The 14995-nt window shown below is 38.3% G+C and carries 14 protein-coding genes and 2 tRNA genes; 10 read left to right on the top strand and 6 right to left on the bottom strand.

The window, feature by feature from the left end; translation table 11 throughout:
- Nucleotides 1–202 precede the first annotated feature (202 nt).
- From I8751_RS07235 to I8751_RS07225, 3 genes are all read left to right on the top strand, one after another.
- Entirely contained in the window at nucleotides 203–877 is a 675-nt protein-coding gene (locus I8751_RS07235) for an ABC transporter ATP-binding protein (protein WP_214438495.1), read from the top strand.
- A 51-nt stretch (nucleotides 878–928) separates the two neighbouring features.
- Nucleotides 929–1666, top strand: a complete 738-nt coding sequence (gene rsmG / locus I8751_RS07230; protein WP_214438582.1) for a 16S rRNA (guanine(527)-N(7))-methyltransferase RsmG — start codon at nucleotides 929–931, stop codon at nucleotides 1664–1666.
- A gap of 141 nt (nucleotides 1667–1807) precedes the next feature.
- Nucleotides 1808–2212, top strand: a complete 405-nt coding sequence (locus I8751_RS07225; RefSeq protein WP_214438494.1) for a ChuX/HutX family heme-like substrate-binding protein — start codon at nucleotides 1808–1810, stop codon at nucleotides 2210–2212.
- 15 nt (nucleotides 2213–2227) lie between these two features.
- Here I8751_RS07225 and I8751_RS07220 read toward each other — a convergent pair whose 3' ends face one another.
- Nucleotides 2228–3322 (bottom strand): toll/interleukin-1 receptor domain-containing protein, encoded by a 1095-nt coding sequence (locus I8751_RS07220; RefSeq protein WP_214438493.1) that lies wholly within the window; start codon nucleotides 3320–3322, stop codon nucleotides 2228–2230.
- 493 nt (nucleotides 3323–3815) lie between these two features.
- On the opposite strand from I8751_RS07220, the gene I8751_RS07215 reads away from it, so the two are divergent.
- From I8751_RS07215 to I8751_RS07190, 6 genes are all read left to right on the top strand, one after another.
- Nucleotides 3816–4619 carry a DUF6816 family protein gene (locus I8751_RS07215; RefSeq protein ID WP_214438492.1) on the top strand — a complete coding sequence of 268 codons (804 nt, stop codon included), beginning with the start codon at nucleotides 3816–3818 and terminating at the stop codon, nucleotides 4617–4619.
- A gap of 88 nt (nucleotides 4620–4707) precedes the next feature.
- Nucleotides 4708–6525, top strand: coding sequence for an ABC transporter ATP-binding protein (locus I8751_RS07210; protein ID WP_214438491.1), 1818 nt, complete (start codon nucleotides 4708–4710; stop codon nucleotides 6523–6525).
- Between the two features lie 108 nt (nucleotides 6526–6633).
- Nucleotides 6634–6716 (top strand) — tRNA-Tyr (locus tag I8751_RS07205).
- 61 nt (nucleotides 6717–6777) lie between these two features.
- Nucleotides 6778–6849: transfer RNA gene (locus I8751_RS07200), tRNA-Thr, on the top strand.
- Nucleotides 6850–7057: 208 nt separating this feature from the next.
- Nucleotides 7058–8863: a PmeII family type II restriction endonuclease gene (locus tag I8751_RS07195; protein ID WP_214438490.1), complete on the top strand. Its 1806-nt coding sequence runs from the start codon at nucleotides 7058–7060 to the stop codon at nucleotides 8861–8863.
- Between the two features lie 425 nt (nucleotides 8864–9288).
- Nucleotides 9289–11343, top strand: coding sequence for a glycoside hydrolase family 10 protein (locus tag I8751_RS07190; protein WP_214438489.1), 2055 nt, complete (start codon nucleotides 9289–9291; stop codon nucleotides 11341–11343).
- Between the two features lie 45 nt (nucleotides 11344–11388).
- Here I8751_RS07190 and I8751_RS07185 read toward each other — a convergent pair whose 3' ends face one another.
- On the bottom strand, nucleotides 11389–11784 hold the full coding sequence (locus I8751_RS07185; RefSeq protein WP_214438488.1) for a hypothetical protein: 396 nt from the start codon (nucleotides 11782–11784) through the stop codon (nucleotides 11389–11391).
- A 6-nt stretch (nucleotides 11785–11790) separates the two neighbouring features.
- The gene (locus tag I8751_RS07180) at nucleotides 11791–12405 is read right to left on the bottom strand and encodes a hypothetical protein (protein WP_214438487.1); all 615 of its coding nucleotides are present in this window, start codon (nucleotides 12403–12405) and stop codon (nucleotides 11791–11793) included.
- Nucleotides 12406–13051: 646 nt separating this feature from the next.
- On the opposite strand from I8751_RS07180, the gene I8751_RS07175 reads away from it, so the two are divergent.
- Nucleotides 13052–13903, top strand: coding sequence for a universal stress protein (locus tag I8751_RS07175; RefSeq protein WP_214438486.1), 852 nt, complete (start codon nucleotides 13052–13054; stop codon nucleotides 13901–13903).
- Between the two features lie 82 nt (nucleotides 13904–13985).
- Here I8751_RS07175 and psbM read toward each other — a convergent pair whose 3' ends face one another.
- From psbM to I8751_RS07160, 3 genes are all read right to left on the bottom strand, one after another.
- Nucleotides 13986–14102 (bottom strand): photosystem II reaction center protein PsbM, encoded by a 117-nt coding sequence (gene psbM / locus I8751_RS07170; RefSeq protein ID WP_214438485.1) that lies wholly within the window; start codon nucleotides 14100–14102, stop codon nucleotides 13986–13988.
- A gap of 229 nt (nucleotides 14103–14331) precedes the next feature.
- Entirely contained in the window at nucleotides 14332–14628 is a 297-nt protein-coding gene (locus I8751_RS07165) for a 2Fe-2S iron-sulfur cluster-binding protein (protein WP_214438484.1), read from the bottom strand.
- 191 nt (nucleotides 14629–14819) lie between these two features.
- Nucleotides 14820–14957 (bottom strand): photosystem II reaction center protein K, encoded by a 138-nt coding sequence (locus tag I8751_RS07160; RefSeq protein ID WP_006195022.1) that lies wholly within the window; start codon nucleotides 14955–14957, stop codon nucleotides 14820–14822.
- Between the last annotated feature and the right edge of the window lie 38 nt (nucleotides 14958–14995).

Here is a 14995-nt window from a genome sequence, read left to right as displayed (position 1 = left end):
AAGATTGACCTCGGTAATTTTTTCAAGTTCCCATAATTTTGGTGTAGCTATTGTTAATGGGTAGTCTGCCACAATGGGAGAAGACAAACCAACTTTTCCTGCTAAATTCAAGCATTAACGCAGGTAATGCGCTATGAATATCTTCAGTTTAGCTAATCTTAGTTAATGATTTCTTCACCAAATTCTTGGTAATCTTAAACAAATGCTCTATCTCAGAAATCTTATTTATCATCCCACAGCCTGCCCTTCAGCGATTCTCAAATCAATCAATCTAGAATTAGCACCCCAGAAGTTGGGTCTGATTATTGGCCCCAGTGGTTCCGGCAAAAGTACTTTACTAGAAATTTTATCGGGACTGGCTGAACCAACTTCTGGCGGAGTGTTTTGGCGAGAACAAGAATTGATAGCCGAACAGCTACAACAATTGGCTGGGTTGGTGTTTCAATTTCCAGAGCGTCACTTTTGCGGTGGTACGATTTTAGAAGAATTGCGTTTAGGGCATCCGGAGTTAGGGTCAGAGCGAGTCAGACAAGCATTGAGTGAAGTAGGGTTAGAGCATTTATCACTTTCCGCAGCACCCCATGCATTGAGTGGTGGTCAGCAGCGGCGTTTAGCTTTAGCGGTACAATTAATTCGCCAGCCAAATTTATTGTTACTGGATGAACCAACAGCCGGATTGGATTGGTCAATGCGTCGGCAACTAGTAAATTTATTGGCAAAACTCAAACAAGATTGGACACTGCTAGTAGTGACCCATGATGCTGGTGATTTATTAGCGATCGCAGATAATTGCTGGACACTTAACCACGGTGAACTACAATCAGTCGAGCCAGCAGTGTTAAGAGCCAAAATTAAAGAGCCTCAACCAGCAACATGAAATCCACTAGGGAGTAAGGGGACAACTAACAACTGACCAATGACAAACTCAATAACTCCCTCGTTGCCAGAAATGGCAGAAATTTGGCAGCAAACTCTAAATTGGCAACCCACGGCTCAACAGCAGGTACAATTCCAACATTTGTATGAATTGATTCTGGAAGGTAATCGTCAGTTTAATTTAACTCGCATCACTGACCCACAAGAATTTTGGGAAAAACATCTTTGGGATTCTTTGCGTGGAATTGCGCCACAAGGGCAATTTATCCCATCTCTTCAAAAAAATGCATCTGTGATTGATATTGGCACTGGTGGTGGTTTTCCTGGTGTTCCCGTAAGAATTGCTGCACCCAATTGCAAAATTACTCTGATGGATTCAACTCGGAAAAAAATTATTTTTCTTGAAAAAATCTTGAGCGAACTTGGATTAACTAATGCCGAAACTCTCATTGGTAGAGCCGAAGAAATAGGACAACAATCTCAATATCGGCAAACTTATGACCTAGCTTTAATACGTGCTGTCGGGCCAGCTTCTGTGTGTGCAGAATATGCACTACCATTACTCAAACAGGGTGGTTTGGCTGTAGTTTACCGTGGTAACTGGACAGGAGATGAAACAGTTGCTCTAGAAAATGCCCTTAAGCAGCTAGGTGGCATTATTGAATCCATTGAAAAATTTACAACTCCCCTCAGTGCAAGCACCCGTCACTGTCTTTATTTGCGTAAAGTAGCAACCACACCAGCTAAATTTCCCCGTGCTGCTGGTATCCCTACTCAAAAGCCGCTGTGACTTCCCGTCTCAGCTACACAAGAGATTCCAAACCAGTCGTAAGTATACGGAAAGCCCCAGCCTGTGGGAAAATAAAGCACAACTCACATAGAATTGGTACAAGTAGTACCTCAATAGATATTTAACTCTTGAATAAACATTATGAGTAATACTTTGAAAGATTTTTTAGAAGCTTGCGAAACTCTGGGAACTTTGCGACTAATTGTTACTAGTAGTGCTGCTGTATTAGAAGCACGCGGCAAAATAGAAAAGCTATTTTATGCTGAATTGCTCAAAGGCAAGTATGCCAATATGCACACCGAAGGCTTCGAGTTTCACTTGAATATGGACAAAATTACTCAAGTTAAATTTGAAACAGGTGAAGCTAAAAGAGGTAACTTTCCTACTTATGCCATCCGGTTTTTAGATGAGAAACAAGAGCCTGCTTTAAGCTTATTTTTACAATGGGGTAAACCAGGAGAATATGAACCAGGTCAAGTAGAAGCTTGGCAAGCTTTAAAAGAACAGTATGGAGAAATTTGGCAACCTTTACCAACAGAACTTTAATCCAAATAACTAGAATTATTTGGATAGGATAATATCACGAAACTGAATACTTTTGAGTGGTTTAGGCGGTGTAAGTGTATCTGCTTGAATATCAAGGACTTGTATTTGATTGATTTGTGAAGGAATTTCTCCAAAATTAACACTAAGCTTAACATTAGCATTTTGGATAAACTGTGTAGTAGCATAAGAAGTCTCTTTTACTGCATCAATCTCAATTGATTCAGCAAGATATGTGAGTCCCTCTATATCCAAAAATTTACTTTTACTATTAGGGTAATTAGCATATAACCTAAGTTCTCTATCTTTAAGGGTATTTGTAATTAATAAATCACATCTAACGTTTTGATTTGATCTTTTACAACCTTGAAGTTTAAAAATAAACCCTTCTACTTCAACAGTTTTTGGAGTGAGTGTTTCTTTTTGAGGAGTTGAGTTTACTTTGTCATTGACTATAGGTGTAGGAGTTGAATTTATCAGAGGGTTTTCAATAATAGATTGAGGTGTAGGTGTTGTTTGAATAGGATTTGGTGAATTAGTTTCAGAAGGTAATTGTGAAGTAGCCCCAGAAGATAAATTTTCAGGACATTGTAGTTTTAATAAACATCTAACTTCTGGAGTTGTAATGGTAAACACTACGCCTATACCTGTTAATAAAATACTAAGAATAGTGATAATTTGATTAAATCCTACTTTCTTACTGCGAGATTTTAAAACTTTGTCTTGAATAAGCCTCCAAAGTTTTACAATTTGTTCGTTTTCATGATCTCCATCCCAATTTATTAAATTAGCTGGTTGGATATCTAAAAATTCCCCAGGAATTCTAACACTTTGGATGAGGACAGGAATTAGTACCTTTTTATTTCTTTTTGCTTCGGAAGCTAAGTCTTTTAATAAAGCAGATTTAATAGAATTATTTGACCATAAAACTATAACAAATTTAGCTTTATTTAATGCCTCGATAGTTTCACTTATAATTTTACTTCCGATTGAAATATTTTTGGTTTTCCAAATATCAATACTGTAGTAGTTTAAAGCATCTTCCAGTAAATTTGCTATCGCTTTATCAGATTCGGAGTAGAGCAAACAAACTTCACTATTACGTGCGTTCATTCATTATTTCCTTAGTCTTTATGTACTTTGGTAAATCTAAAAGTCAATATTATTTTCCAATAATATAATTTGCAAAGCAATTACATTCGCTATTAAGAGGAGCATCCTCAAGATCAGACAACCGGTATTTTATGGAATTGTACACTATTGACATCCTCTTATTGCTAATCTCACTAACACCTTGTAGTGATAGCCTTTTTGGCAAAATTATGTAATAGTAGTCTGTCAAACTTATTTTGAGGATTAGAGACACACGATAAATTGATGTCTCTACAGAAAATCTATCCGTCAATTAGTCTTTGATGCACTAATAGTTCATTTTGGAAATGGTAAATCATCCTAACTTATATAATAGCTTTATGTATTGTAAAATACAGAAAATTATACTTTAATATGTAATTGGCTAGCTGCATAATAAGCAATAGCTCAAGTGCATTATTATCCTAAATAAATTTTTCTAAATAAAAAATAAACGTTAAACAAGAAACGGCTAATGGTTGCTATGAGATCAATTTGGAGTTTTTGTTTGATTATTTTATTCCTGCTGGGTGGGAGTGGGAAAGCCACAGCAGGGGAATTGTCTGAACGCCTAGCACACTTTCCTCAGTGGGAAAAATTGACTTCAGTGCAGCCAGCTTCAGGAGATTTGATTTATCCGGAATGGATGGCTGGTTCTTGGCAAGTTACAAGTACTTTGGTAGATTTGGCTGCACCTTTAGCACCAGATATAGTCACACCTGGATTTGAAAGTAATCGCCAACAATTAAATCAGCCTGTAAGTTTTTTAGTCAGATTTGTTTTAGAGAAACCAACTGTTACTGGTTTAAAGTTAATCCCTAAAATAAATAACAAATCATCTATTTTAATAGCAGATAGAGCGTTTAATAGCTTGAATTTGGCAAGAGCTTATCTAGGTGATGAAGCTGTGTTATCTGTCAAAGTAGACCCAGATTCACCTAATCGCCAGATTACATTTTTGCGCGGAGAACGCCAACTAGTTTCTATTGTCACTGCACGCAGTACGGAAAATACCTCTGATAGTAATTTCATCACCGCAGAAGTATTTCAACAATTATTTAAAGGTGGTTCCCGTCCTTATTTCAATTCTGTCGAATCAACTACCGCCTACCAAAAACTTGCTCAATCCAGTCCGGCAATAACAGCAGATCAAGTTACTGCTGTTTACCTTTCACCCCAAGACCCAGATTATTTTACCGCAGATTCTCGACCAGCTGCCCTTTACCGCTATCGTTTGGAATTTTTTCCTGCACAAGTACCAAATACTCCTCAAGAGTGATTTTAGAGTTGTGGTTCTTGACTACATTGTATTACGAATGTAGTATATAAATTCCAAGCTAACGATCGCGCTCTTGGAAAGGTGCATCATGGCAAAATTCAGAGATATTGTCAATTACTTCCGTCCCCACTGGAGGCTGAGTGTTTTTAGTATTGCAGCATCCAGTCTTTACGAAATTATTGATTTGGTTGTTCCCTATGCGATTGGACAGATTTTAAACGTTTTGTCTGGTCAACCTTTGGATAAACCACTTCAAGGAGCGATCGCAGGTTTTTCAAACATTACCAATTATCCAGTAAATAAGCCTCTATCTTTAGGGGTTTTATTGGGATTAATATTCATTGTCACCGTAGTTAGAGCGCCCACACAACCTTGGGTCACTAGTTGGTTTCACTGGGATATAGCCTTAAGGGCGCGTCGAGATAAGAACCAAACAGCTATTGAAAAAATTCTCACTCTCCCCCTAGAATTTTATGATGAAAATAACCCCGGACGCATTGCCGGACGAGTAGCAAGAGGTATTTCTAACCATACGTGGACATATCCCGAAATTGCTGGTCAGTTGATTCCTAAATTGGTGCGTGTGCTGGCAATTTTTGTGTTTATATTGTTGATTGAGTGGCGAATTGCGGTTTTATATTTGATTTCTTTTGTAGTTATCCTCAGCTTGAGTTTTAAAACTTTGAAACGGCTGATTTGGCACGAAAGCCGCCTAGATAAATACATGGAAGACACTGAAAGCCGTACTTCTGAACTAATCACCAATATTAAAACGGTGAAAGCATTTGCTACAGAAGCAAAAGAACTTAAACGACAAGAACAACGATTAGAACGTGAGCTAACAGTAGTGGATTATCGCATCCACAAAGGTTATGTCAAACTGTTGACTTGGCAAAAAGCTGTAATTCAGTTTTGTGTGTTTGCAATTTTGGGTTTAACATTAGCTGCAACAGTTAATGGTAGAATTTCTATCGGTCATTTTGTCATGACTTTAACTCTTTCAAGCATGGCTTATGCTGAATTGGAACCTATTAGCACCTTGGCAGAAGTTTTTGCCCGTCGTTATTCTTCGATGCTGCGGTTTCACGAATTTTTGCAAGAGCCAATCGGAGATGATTCAGCAGGACTTTTAGAAGATTTAGACCAGACAGAACCATATAAATTCACTGGCAAAGTTGAGTTATCCCATGTGAATTTTGGGTATGATGACAAGCGTCAAGTTTTGCAAGATATCAACTTATTGATTGAGCCGTACCAAACAGTAGCTTTAGTTGGGCGTTCTGGTTCTGGTAAATCTACCTTGGTGAAACTGCTGTTGCGGTATTTTGAGCCTCAAAAAGGTCAAATTTTGATGGATGGCCAAGATATTCGCACCTTGAATGTAGGTAAGTATAGACGAAGGTTGGCGATCGTTCACCAAGAAGTGGACGTTTTTAACGGTACTGTCTTGGACAACCTCACTTATGGCAGACCAAATGCTACTTTTGAAGAGGTTCAGGAAGCCTGTAGGATTGCCAGAGTTGATGAAGTAGTGCAGCATCTCCCTCAAGGTTATTACACTGTTGTCGGAGAACGTGGTGTAAGGCTATCTGGAGGACAAAGACAGCGTTTGGGAATTGCGAGGGCATTGCTAGTCGAACCAGATGTGCTGATTTTTGACGAGGCTACCTCCAGTTTAGATTACGAGTCTGAGCGTTCAATTCAGCTAGCAATGCGATCAATCCAGGGAACCTGTACCACAATCGTGATAGCCCACCGTCTGAGTACAGTACGGGAAGCCGATAAAATTGTAGTTTTAGATCAAGGCAAGATTGTAGAAGTAGGTAGCCACGATGAACTTTTACGTCATGAAGGTATTTACCGCCGCTTACACTCCCTACAAGAAACAGGAGAACTTCTGAATTAGCTGTGAGAAACCGGGTTTGCAAAAGCAAACCCGGTTTCTCACAAAGAATTTTTTAAGGGCTTGCAAGTTTTAAAAGATGATGCTACTATTGTCAATCGTAGGACATGCGGGTCGGTGTCCGAGTGGTTAATGGAGACGGACTGTAAATCCGTTGGTTTACGCCTACGCTGGTTCAAATCCAGCCCGGCCCACCTTCAATTTTTAGATTTTGAATTTTTATAAAATTCAAAATCTAAAATTCAAAAACAGTTTGCCCGTGTGGCTCAGTGGTAGAGCACACCCTTGGTAAGGGTGAGGTCACGAGTTCAATCCTCGTCACGGGCTTTTTAAATTATTTTTTATTGTGAAAGTTTCTCTAGCTGTAGTTCATTCTAAGTAATTAGAGTTCAAATGAACTAATGAATGTAATAGTACCTTGTTTTTTGCAGCACTATTATAGCGTTCTGTACACTTTTTAGGGTAGATTAGAACGCCGCATACTTGTTTTTAGTATATTTTGGCTAAGCAAAATTTCAGTCTAAGAAGTTTAGTTATGGTAGAAGCAGCACTAAATATTACCTTAGAATCTGAGGAAATTCTTATTCAGGATTTGGGGTTAATAGACCAGGATAATCCGCAAAGCTGGCAGAATAAACTTATTCTCGGTGATTGTTTAAAGACATTACAAAAGCTGCCTTCTGCAAGCGTTGATTTAATTATTACCTCGCCTCCGTATGCTGATAGTCGAAAACAAACTTATGGAGGAATTTCTCCAGATGAATATACAGACTGGTTCCTTACAAGAGCTTTAGAATTCAAAAGAGTTCTAAAATCAGAAGGTTCCTTCATCCTTAATATTAAGGAGAAAGTTGTTAATGGGGAAAGACATCCATATGTGTTGAATTTAATTTTAGGAATGCAGAAACAAGGATGGTTATGGACTGAAGAATATATATGGCATAAGAAAAATAGTTATCCTGGCAAGTGGTCTAATCGCTTCCGTGACTCCTGGGAGCGTTGTTTACACTTTAATAAGCAAAAGAAATTTAAGATGTATCAGGAATCTGTCATGGTTCCTATGGGAGATTGGGCAAAGTCACGTCTCAAGAATCTGAGTGAGACTGATAGAAGACGCGATAATTCTAAAGTTGAAAGTGGGTTTGGTAAGAATATATCTAATTGGGCGGAGCGTAAAATGGCTTATCCAACCAATGTTTTACATTTAGCAACTGAATGTGGTAATAAGAACCATAGTGCAGCTTTTCCTAAAACTCTTCCTTCATGGTTCATAAAGCTATTCACTGATTTAGATGATGTAGTTCTTGACCCATTTACTGGTTCAGGAACATCTTGTGTGGCTGCTAAAGAGCTGGGTAGAAATTATGTAGGAATTGAGATTAAAAGAGAATATTGTCAGCTTGCAGAAATAAATATTAAAAAAGCAGTTTCCAATACTCAAGTTTTGAAAAAAAATAACCAATACAATGAGGAATTAAATGTGGTCGGCTCAGGTTATGAAATCTATCATGACTATTTGATTCAGCATGTCCTTAAACCTTTCTATGACAAGAGATTTGAGAAATTGAGCAAATTAAAACTCAAAGATGTTATTAAGCGTAAAAACCCTTATTTATTTAAAGCCAAAAATATTGAACGTGGTCAAGATTTTGTTGACAGCATAATTACTGCATTTCTTTCCTCACAAGAAGAAACTATCTTTGGAAATTTATTAGAGGGCTTTGCAATACATATATCTGAATCTTTGTATGGTGGTTTTAAATCAAAACTAAACAGTATTGACTTAGAGTTTCAACGAGATGAAAATTATTATATTGTAGGTATCAAATCCGGTACAAATTGGGGCAATGCTGACCAAATTAACAAGATGAAAGACAATTTAAAAAAAGCAAGACATTCCTTGAGAACACAAGGCATAACTAGTAATATCATCGCTGTTAATGGTTGTATGTATGGCAAGGATAATAATCCTTTCAAAGAAGATATAGACTCCGAAAAAACATATTTTAAATACGCTGGTCAAGAATTCTGGGAATTTGTTTCAGAAGATGCCAATCTTTACCAAGCAATAATTGTTCCTATCGGAGAAGAAGCCAGAAAAAAGGATGAACTTTTTAAGTCTACTCTTGATGCAAAAGTTAATGAAATGACTTTTGAATTCATGCAATATTTTACTATAAACGGTCGTATTGATTGGATTAAGCTTGTTGATTATGTATCTAAGAAAGGTGATTTCAAATTAGAATCCGTATCTAGACAGATGACATTGGATTTGGAAGAGAGTGATTCAGATTTAGAAGAAACTCTGGATTTAGCAGATGCGTTTGATGTGGAAAAATAGAATGAGCATAATCCTGAATATGAGCTATCAAGTGAAGTTAGATATAGAACTAGAGAGCATTTTTAGTTAGAAAATTATTAACGAGTTAAGTAAATTAGTTGGTTTTACAAACGCAATACGATTTACGTCAAGCTCTTGAAAAAAACACAGAAGTTTACAATCAAATTCCTAAACTTCCATTTAAGGATGTAGCCTAAGATTATTTTCAAATCCTGAAGCCACTTACTTGAATACAGATTTTTATGTAAATCTGCGTCCTCAACGATCGCATAATTCTGCTAATAATTGGATAGCCACCTCATACGGATGATTATGGGAACATTACTAAATGTGAAAATTTATACGCTATTTTAGTGGCGATCGCTCTGAATATTGCTAGATTAACTTAGGATATTTAAGATCAAGCAAGTTAGCTGCAAGCAACAATGGTATCTACCTCTACACGCTTTTCGGATGTTCAAAACCATTGGGCACGTCTGTTCATTGAAGCCTTAGCGGTGCGGCGTATTTTGAATGGGTATCCTAATGGGACTTTTCGCCCAGATAACTCAGTCACTCGTGCTGAGTTTGCTGCCATCATTGGGGCAGTTTTTACAGTACCTTCTAAACGGCAGTATGTTCCTTTTATTGATGTCCCTGCTAATCATTGGGCAATCAGTGCCATTCAAAAAGTTTACGAAACAGGATTTTTGGTTGGATACCCAGATCAGCGTTTTCGCCCCAATGATAGAATCGCCAGGGGTGATGTCTTGGTGGCTATTGTTAATGGCTTAGAGATGGCTGCTAAGGTAGAAGCAGATTTGCTAAGCGCATTGCCGCAAATTTACCAAGATGCAGCTAAAATTGCCAACTATGGCAAAAATCAAGCGGCTATTGCTACTCGTGCAGGATTAGTAGCTAGTTATCCCAATGTAAAATTACTCAACCCCACTGTAGCAGCAACTCGTGCTGATGTCTCAGTGATGGTCTATCAAGCTTTAGTGTATTTAGGTGATGCACAAAAGATAGCTTCTATCTATCTTGTTGTTCCGCCGGGAACAACACCAACACCAACCCCAACCCCAACTCCGATACCAACTCCAACCCCATCAGGTAGCATCAAAGTAAGCCATCAACGGGAGTTTCGGGGAGCGTGGGTAACAACTGTATGGAATAGTGATTGGCCTTCCAAAACAGGACTTCCTGCTGCACAACAAAAAGCTGAACTCCTGGAAATTATCAACCAATTACAAGCACTGAATTTCAATGCTCTCATTTTACAGGTGAGACCGGAGGGAGATGCTGTATATGCTTCCCAGTTAGAGCCTTGGAGTGCTTGGATTACGGGAACTCAAGGTAAAGCACCAGAACCATTTTATGACCCTTTGGAATTTGCGATCGCTGAATGTCACAAACGCAATATTGAAGTTCATGCTTGGTTTAACCCCTACCGCGCTAAGACTAGCACCAAAGGTTCACCTAATGTCCGCCCCCACATAGCTGTGACTAATCCAGAGGTAGTTTACCAATGGGGCAATCAGTTGTGGATGGATCCAGGAGCCAAAATCGTTCAAGATAAAGCTTATGAAGTAATTACCGATGTTGTGCGACGCTATGATGTGGATGGCATTCACCTAGATGACTATTTTTATCCTTATCCCATTCAGGGTCAGGCTTTCCCCGATGATAAAACTTTTGCAGCTTATAGAGCAGCTGGTGGCGAACTCAGCTTGGATAATTGGCGGCGGGAAAATGTCAATCAAATGGTGTTGCGTCTATCCCAGGGAATTAAAGCTACCAAGTCCTACGTTAAGTTTGGCATTAGTCCTTTTGGCATTTACCGCCCTGGACAACCACCAGGAATTGCTGGTTTGGATGCCTACAGTGTCTTGTATGCTGACTCCAAAAAATGGTTAGAGCAAGGCTGGGTTGATTACATCGCTCCTCAACTGTATTGGCGCACTGACCAAACACAACAGAGTTATCCTGTATTGCTCCAATGGTGGACTCAAATCAATCCTAAGCAACGACACATCTATGCAGGTAACAATATCGGACAACTGGACGGCAAGGCCTGGAAAGATGAAGAGATTGAGAAGCAAGTTAAAATTACTCGCAATTTAGTGAGAGGTTTGTCATTGGGGAATATTTTCTTCAGTATGAGTTCTATTAAAGAAAATCGCCAGGGTATTTCTGATAAGTTTAAAAATTCGCTGTATTCTAGCCCTGCAATAGTACCTACTATGTCTTGGCAGAATGCAGTTTTGCCATCTCCCCCTAAAGAATTGCAATTTAATAGCCCTAAACTCAGTTGGCAGCGTGGTGATAATCAGCAGGTTCGCTCTTGGACACTTTATCGTCAAAGTGGTGATACTTGGGTTCTTCAACGAGTTTTGTCGGCTGGTACAAATTTTGCCACTGTTCAAAGCGGAACCTATGCTGTGTGTGCAGTAGATAGGTTAGGTAACGAAAGTTTGGGTACGGTAATTACAGTGAATTGATTATAAAGCTGCAATTCTAACTGCCCAGGTGACGAAAGATACCAACTATTGGAAAACCAACTCAAACTTAGTACCTTTAAGTTTGGGGTAGGGATATGTTTCAACATACGTTTTAACGATTTGTTGAAAAGCTTCTGCATAGCTCAATGCTGTTGCTAACTGTTCCCAACTAGGAGTACGAGAAAATTTAATTCCTCGTTCTTTAGCTACCTTGCGACAAGCATTGTAAGAACCATACTGTTTGAGTAGTTGAGCTTTATCAATTATTGGCGGTGTAGAAGGCAAAGCAGCTATAGGAGGTTCATCCATCTGCAAGCTTTGTTGTTGCAGTTCATTAACGGCAACCTGTGCAACTGTGTAGATAGCTGCGGAATTATGCAACTCATGCAGTTGATTTTCCTTTAGCCCCTCTAGTAGTTGAGTAATTCGTTTTTTCCCCATTGAATTTTACTTATCTAAAAGAGAGCGTCCTTGTGAAGCAGGATCTGTGTGCATTTGTGGTTTTTCTATGCGCTCCTCATTGGTTGTAACTTCAATTTCACTAGGAAGATAAGATTGAGAGACACTTGTAGTTTTCAGTGCTGCTATTTCTTCATCTTTATCTTCACGCCACCATAACACAATCGCTCTGATTGCTCCTATAAACTTAAAGAAGCGATTAGGAAAAGATAGATAACTCCAATGAGCTTTGTCTGGATTATCAATATCTGAGACAGAATCAAACGCCGTTGAAAGTTGATCTAAATATCCAGCCATCGAGCCAATTTCACGTTCTAGGTCTGTTACAATCTGCCGATTACCAGAAGCAAGCTGTTCTTTTTCTAGTTTAAGTTGACTCATCATAACTTGTAGACGTTCTACATCTGTTTTTAACCGCAAAGCAGATTGTTTATGTTCTTCATTTCTGCGGAGTAGTTGTGAACGACTGCGATTTGTAAAAATTAGACAGTCTCGCATTTCTTTATACAATTTATCAGCTTCAGTGTTGTTGAGGCGTTCGATTGTTTTAGGAAACTCTGTAGCAGAGCGAAAACGCGCAGACGATTGATTTTGTCCAGTCATAGTATCAGTAGATTAATTATGGTATGTTTTACAGCCAACTTTGGCTTAAAAGCTATGATGAAATATAGAAATTTAAACTTTATTGCGTAGTAGTAAATATACAGAAGTATATCAGGTGATTTCAAGAATAATGGTACATTTGTACCTCTAAAACTACGAAAATAAGTTTTAGGTAACTGGGACTGACTAAAGACAAAGCAGTATTCAGACAGTATGTGAGTATATTTGTGATTAGTAGACGAAGCGATCGCTATTCTCTGTTCCCTACGTCTACAAGTTAAGTTTAGGAATCGAAACCGGATCTATTGTACAGAGTTGGTATTACTAAGTTTGCAATATTTAACTTATTTATAATTAAAAATAGTAAATATAGATTAAAAATAATCACTAATATAATATTTTATAAAGTTTCCCAAGCTAAATTAAGAGTAAGCTTAAATTATTAGAAGCCTAGTTAAAAGTTGAGGGAACTGAGTACAAATAAACTTAACATTTCTTAGTTATCTGTGATGTGTTTGATTGCTAATAACTAAAGATTTATTTGTGCCAACTTTCTGACTAAGTTATTGAGTAAGGTGTTGAAAACCTAAACTGAGCGAAATACTAAGAGCAAACACCAAAGCAACCCTAACAACAAGAAGTGACAATGATAGAAAAAATTTTGCTAGCAGTTTCTGGCTTGGGTCATGCAGAAGAAATGCTCAAAACCTTAAAGGAAGTGCCGTCAATCCAACATGCAAAGGTCACTGTTTTGCATGTTGTTCCTCCCCAAAGTACCGCTGCGGCGATGACTGATAAGTGGGAAGAAGGTGGTAAAATTCTGGCTAATGCTATTCAGTCTTTGAATTTAGATCCTAGCCAAGTATCTTCAATTTTGCGGCAGGGTGATCCCAAAGATGTAGTTTGCCAAGTAGCAGATGAAATTGATGCTGATTTAATTATTATGGGTTCACGTGGACTTAAGCGTCTGCAATCAATTTTGGCGAACTCAGTTAGTCAGTATGTTTTTCAACTATCTTCTCGCCCCATGTTGCTGGTAAAAGATGACATTTATGTCAAAAAAATTAAGCGCGTGATGGTAGCGATGGATAACTCCGATTCAGCCAAACATTGTTTAAGTTTAGCTGTGTTCCTGCTGAGAGATATTCCTGGTGGTCAGTTAATTTTGACTAACGTTACTACAGATTTGCGCGGCAAAACAGCGGAAGTCAACGAAATTGTCCCAGATAAAAATTCATTTCTGGCTACAGCAGTTGCAGAAGCCCAAAAATACGGTGTGCAAACTCGCTGTTTTAGCAGTACCGGTAAGCCAGGCGAAGAAATTTGTCGCTTGGCAGAGGAATTGAATATAGACTTATTATTGCTCGGTTCTCCCGATCGCCGTCCATCAGTGGCCAAGAGTTTTGTTGATATAGACCGACTAGTAGGCGCTTCATTGTCTGATTACGTTCGAGTCAATGCTACCTGTCCAGTCTTGTTGGCGCGGACAGTCGCTTAATTTCTAAATTGGGTTTAGCGGTTGATAAATAAAAACCCCTGCACCACTGGTGTAGGGGTTCTTTACCTGATGCACTAAATACTTAAGAATCTTTTCCACCTTCGCGGCTAGCAGTTTGGATGTAAAGAATTATTAAAAATACAGAGGGAACTAGAACGAACAGAATGCTCGCTACGAACCCTAGGTCATTAACTTGCATAGCAAGAAAGCCTCTCTTTAATTTTGATTTCTAGTTAACAACTTTAGAATAGCATTATCGATGCTAGTGTTAGCCCTATTTTTTTTACTTCCTATCAAGAAAATGGGGAGGTAAGAGTAAGGAGTGAAGAAGAGATATTTTGTATACTTCATTGTGTACGAAATTTATTGGCCGCTATCTGAAAAATGGCCAATGAGGAAGACAAATTTTGATCTTGCGTTCTAAACAGTTAAGGTTTAGTTACTACACTGACTGGCCCATTCACCATCGTTTGACAAGCGAGGCGGTAATTATCAGGCTTTTTCTTAAATTTTCGATTTTCCACATCTGTGCGGGGAGAAAGATTTTCTATTCCTTCGACAATCTCAACAACACAAGTCCCACATTGACCATAGCCTCCGCAATTCGTCATTTTGCCAATCAATGTATATAAGTCAATGTTGTTTTGAATTGCTTTGAGTCGGAGATTAGCACCATCCGCTGCTACGACTTCTTTATCTTCCTTAACAAATTTAATATTACCCATAGCCGATTGATTCCTTGTTGACTGTAAGCTTGGCTGGAAAGGCTAAGTTTTAAATAGTCTTTATACTTATCTTACTTAATTTATAGAAGTTTATTACAAAGTATTAATAAATATCAATTTTTAAGTCAGATATTTTGCAAAAAAATAAGACAGGTATCTCAACCTGTCCTAGTAATTGGCAATAGATTAACTTACCTAAATCCGACAGCTGCTTGCCATACAAAAGCAAGCAACAAGAAGAAGACGGGAATAACTGGGAGAACATCTACCAAAGGATCAAAAATTTGGTATGCTTCAGGCAATTTTGCTAATAACAGTGCTGCTTCCATATTCGTTTAAATCTACCTAATCCAACACAGCTTTCATA

It is taken from the genome of Atlanticothrix silvestris CENA357 (assembly GCF_016056295.1).
GTDB lineage: Bacteria > Cyanobacteriota > Cyanobacteriia > Cyanobacteriales > Nostocaceae > Atlanticothrix > Atlanticothrix silvestris.
Note: the sequence above shows the minus strand (reverse complement) of the source record. Positions and strands in the feature narration are given on the sequence as shown.

Bases quoted from the DNA above. Each gene is read 5' to 3' on its own strand.
- I8751_RS07235 (WP_214438495.1), top strand. From the start codon at position 203: ATGCTCTATCTCAGAAATCTTATTTATCATCCCACAGCCTGCCCTTCA.
- I8751_RS07225 (WP_214438494.1), top strand. From the start codon at position 1,808: ATGAGTAATACTTTGAAAGATTTTTTAGAAGCTTGCGAAACTCTGGGA.
- I8751_RS07220 (WP_214438493.1), bottom strand. From the start codon at position 3,322: ATGAACGCACGTAATAGTGAAGTTTGTTTGCTCTACTCCGAATCTGAT.
- I8751_RS07215 (WP_214438492.1), top strand. From the start codon at position 3,816: ATGGTTGCTATGAGATCAATTTGGAGTTTTTGTTTGATTATTTTATTC.
- I8751_RS07210 (WP_214438491.1), top strand. From the start codon at position 4,708: ATGGCAAAATTCAGAGATATTGTCAATTACTTCCGTCCCCACTGGAGG.
- I8751_RS07195 (WP_214438490.1), top strand. From the start codon at position 7,058: ATGGTAGAAGCAGCACTAAATATTACCTTAGAATCTGAGGAAATTCTT.
- I8751_RS07190 (WP_214438489.1), top strand. From the start codon at position 9,289: ATGGTATCTACCTCTACACGCTTTTCGGATGTTCAAAACCATTGGGCA.
- I8751_RS07185 (WP_214438488.1), bottom strand. From the start codon at position 11,784: ATGGGGAAAAAACGAATTACTCAACTACTAGAGGGGCTAAAGGAAAAT.
- I8751_RS07180 (WP_214438487.1), bottom strand. From the start codon at position 12,405: ATGACTGGACAAAATCAATCGTCTGCGCGTTTTCGCTCTGCTACAGAG.
- I8751_RS07175 (WP_214438486.1), top strand. From the start codon at position 13,052: ATGATAGAAAAAATTTTGCTAGCAGTTTCTGGCTTGGGTCATGCAGAA.
- psbM (WP_214438485.1), bottom strand. From the start codon at position 14,102: ATGCAAGTTAATGACCTAGGGTTCGTAGCGAGCATTCTGTTCGTTCTA.
- I8751_RS07165 (WP_214438484.1), bottom strand. From the start codon at position 14,628: ATGGGTAATATTAAATTTGTTAAGGAAGATAAAGAAGTCGTAGCAGCG.
- I8751_RS07160 (WP_006195022.1), bottom strand. From the start codon at position 14,957: ATGGAAGCAGCACTGTTATTAGCAAAATTGCCTGAAGCATACCAAATT.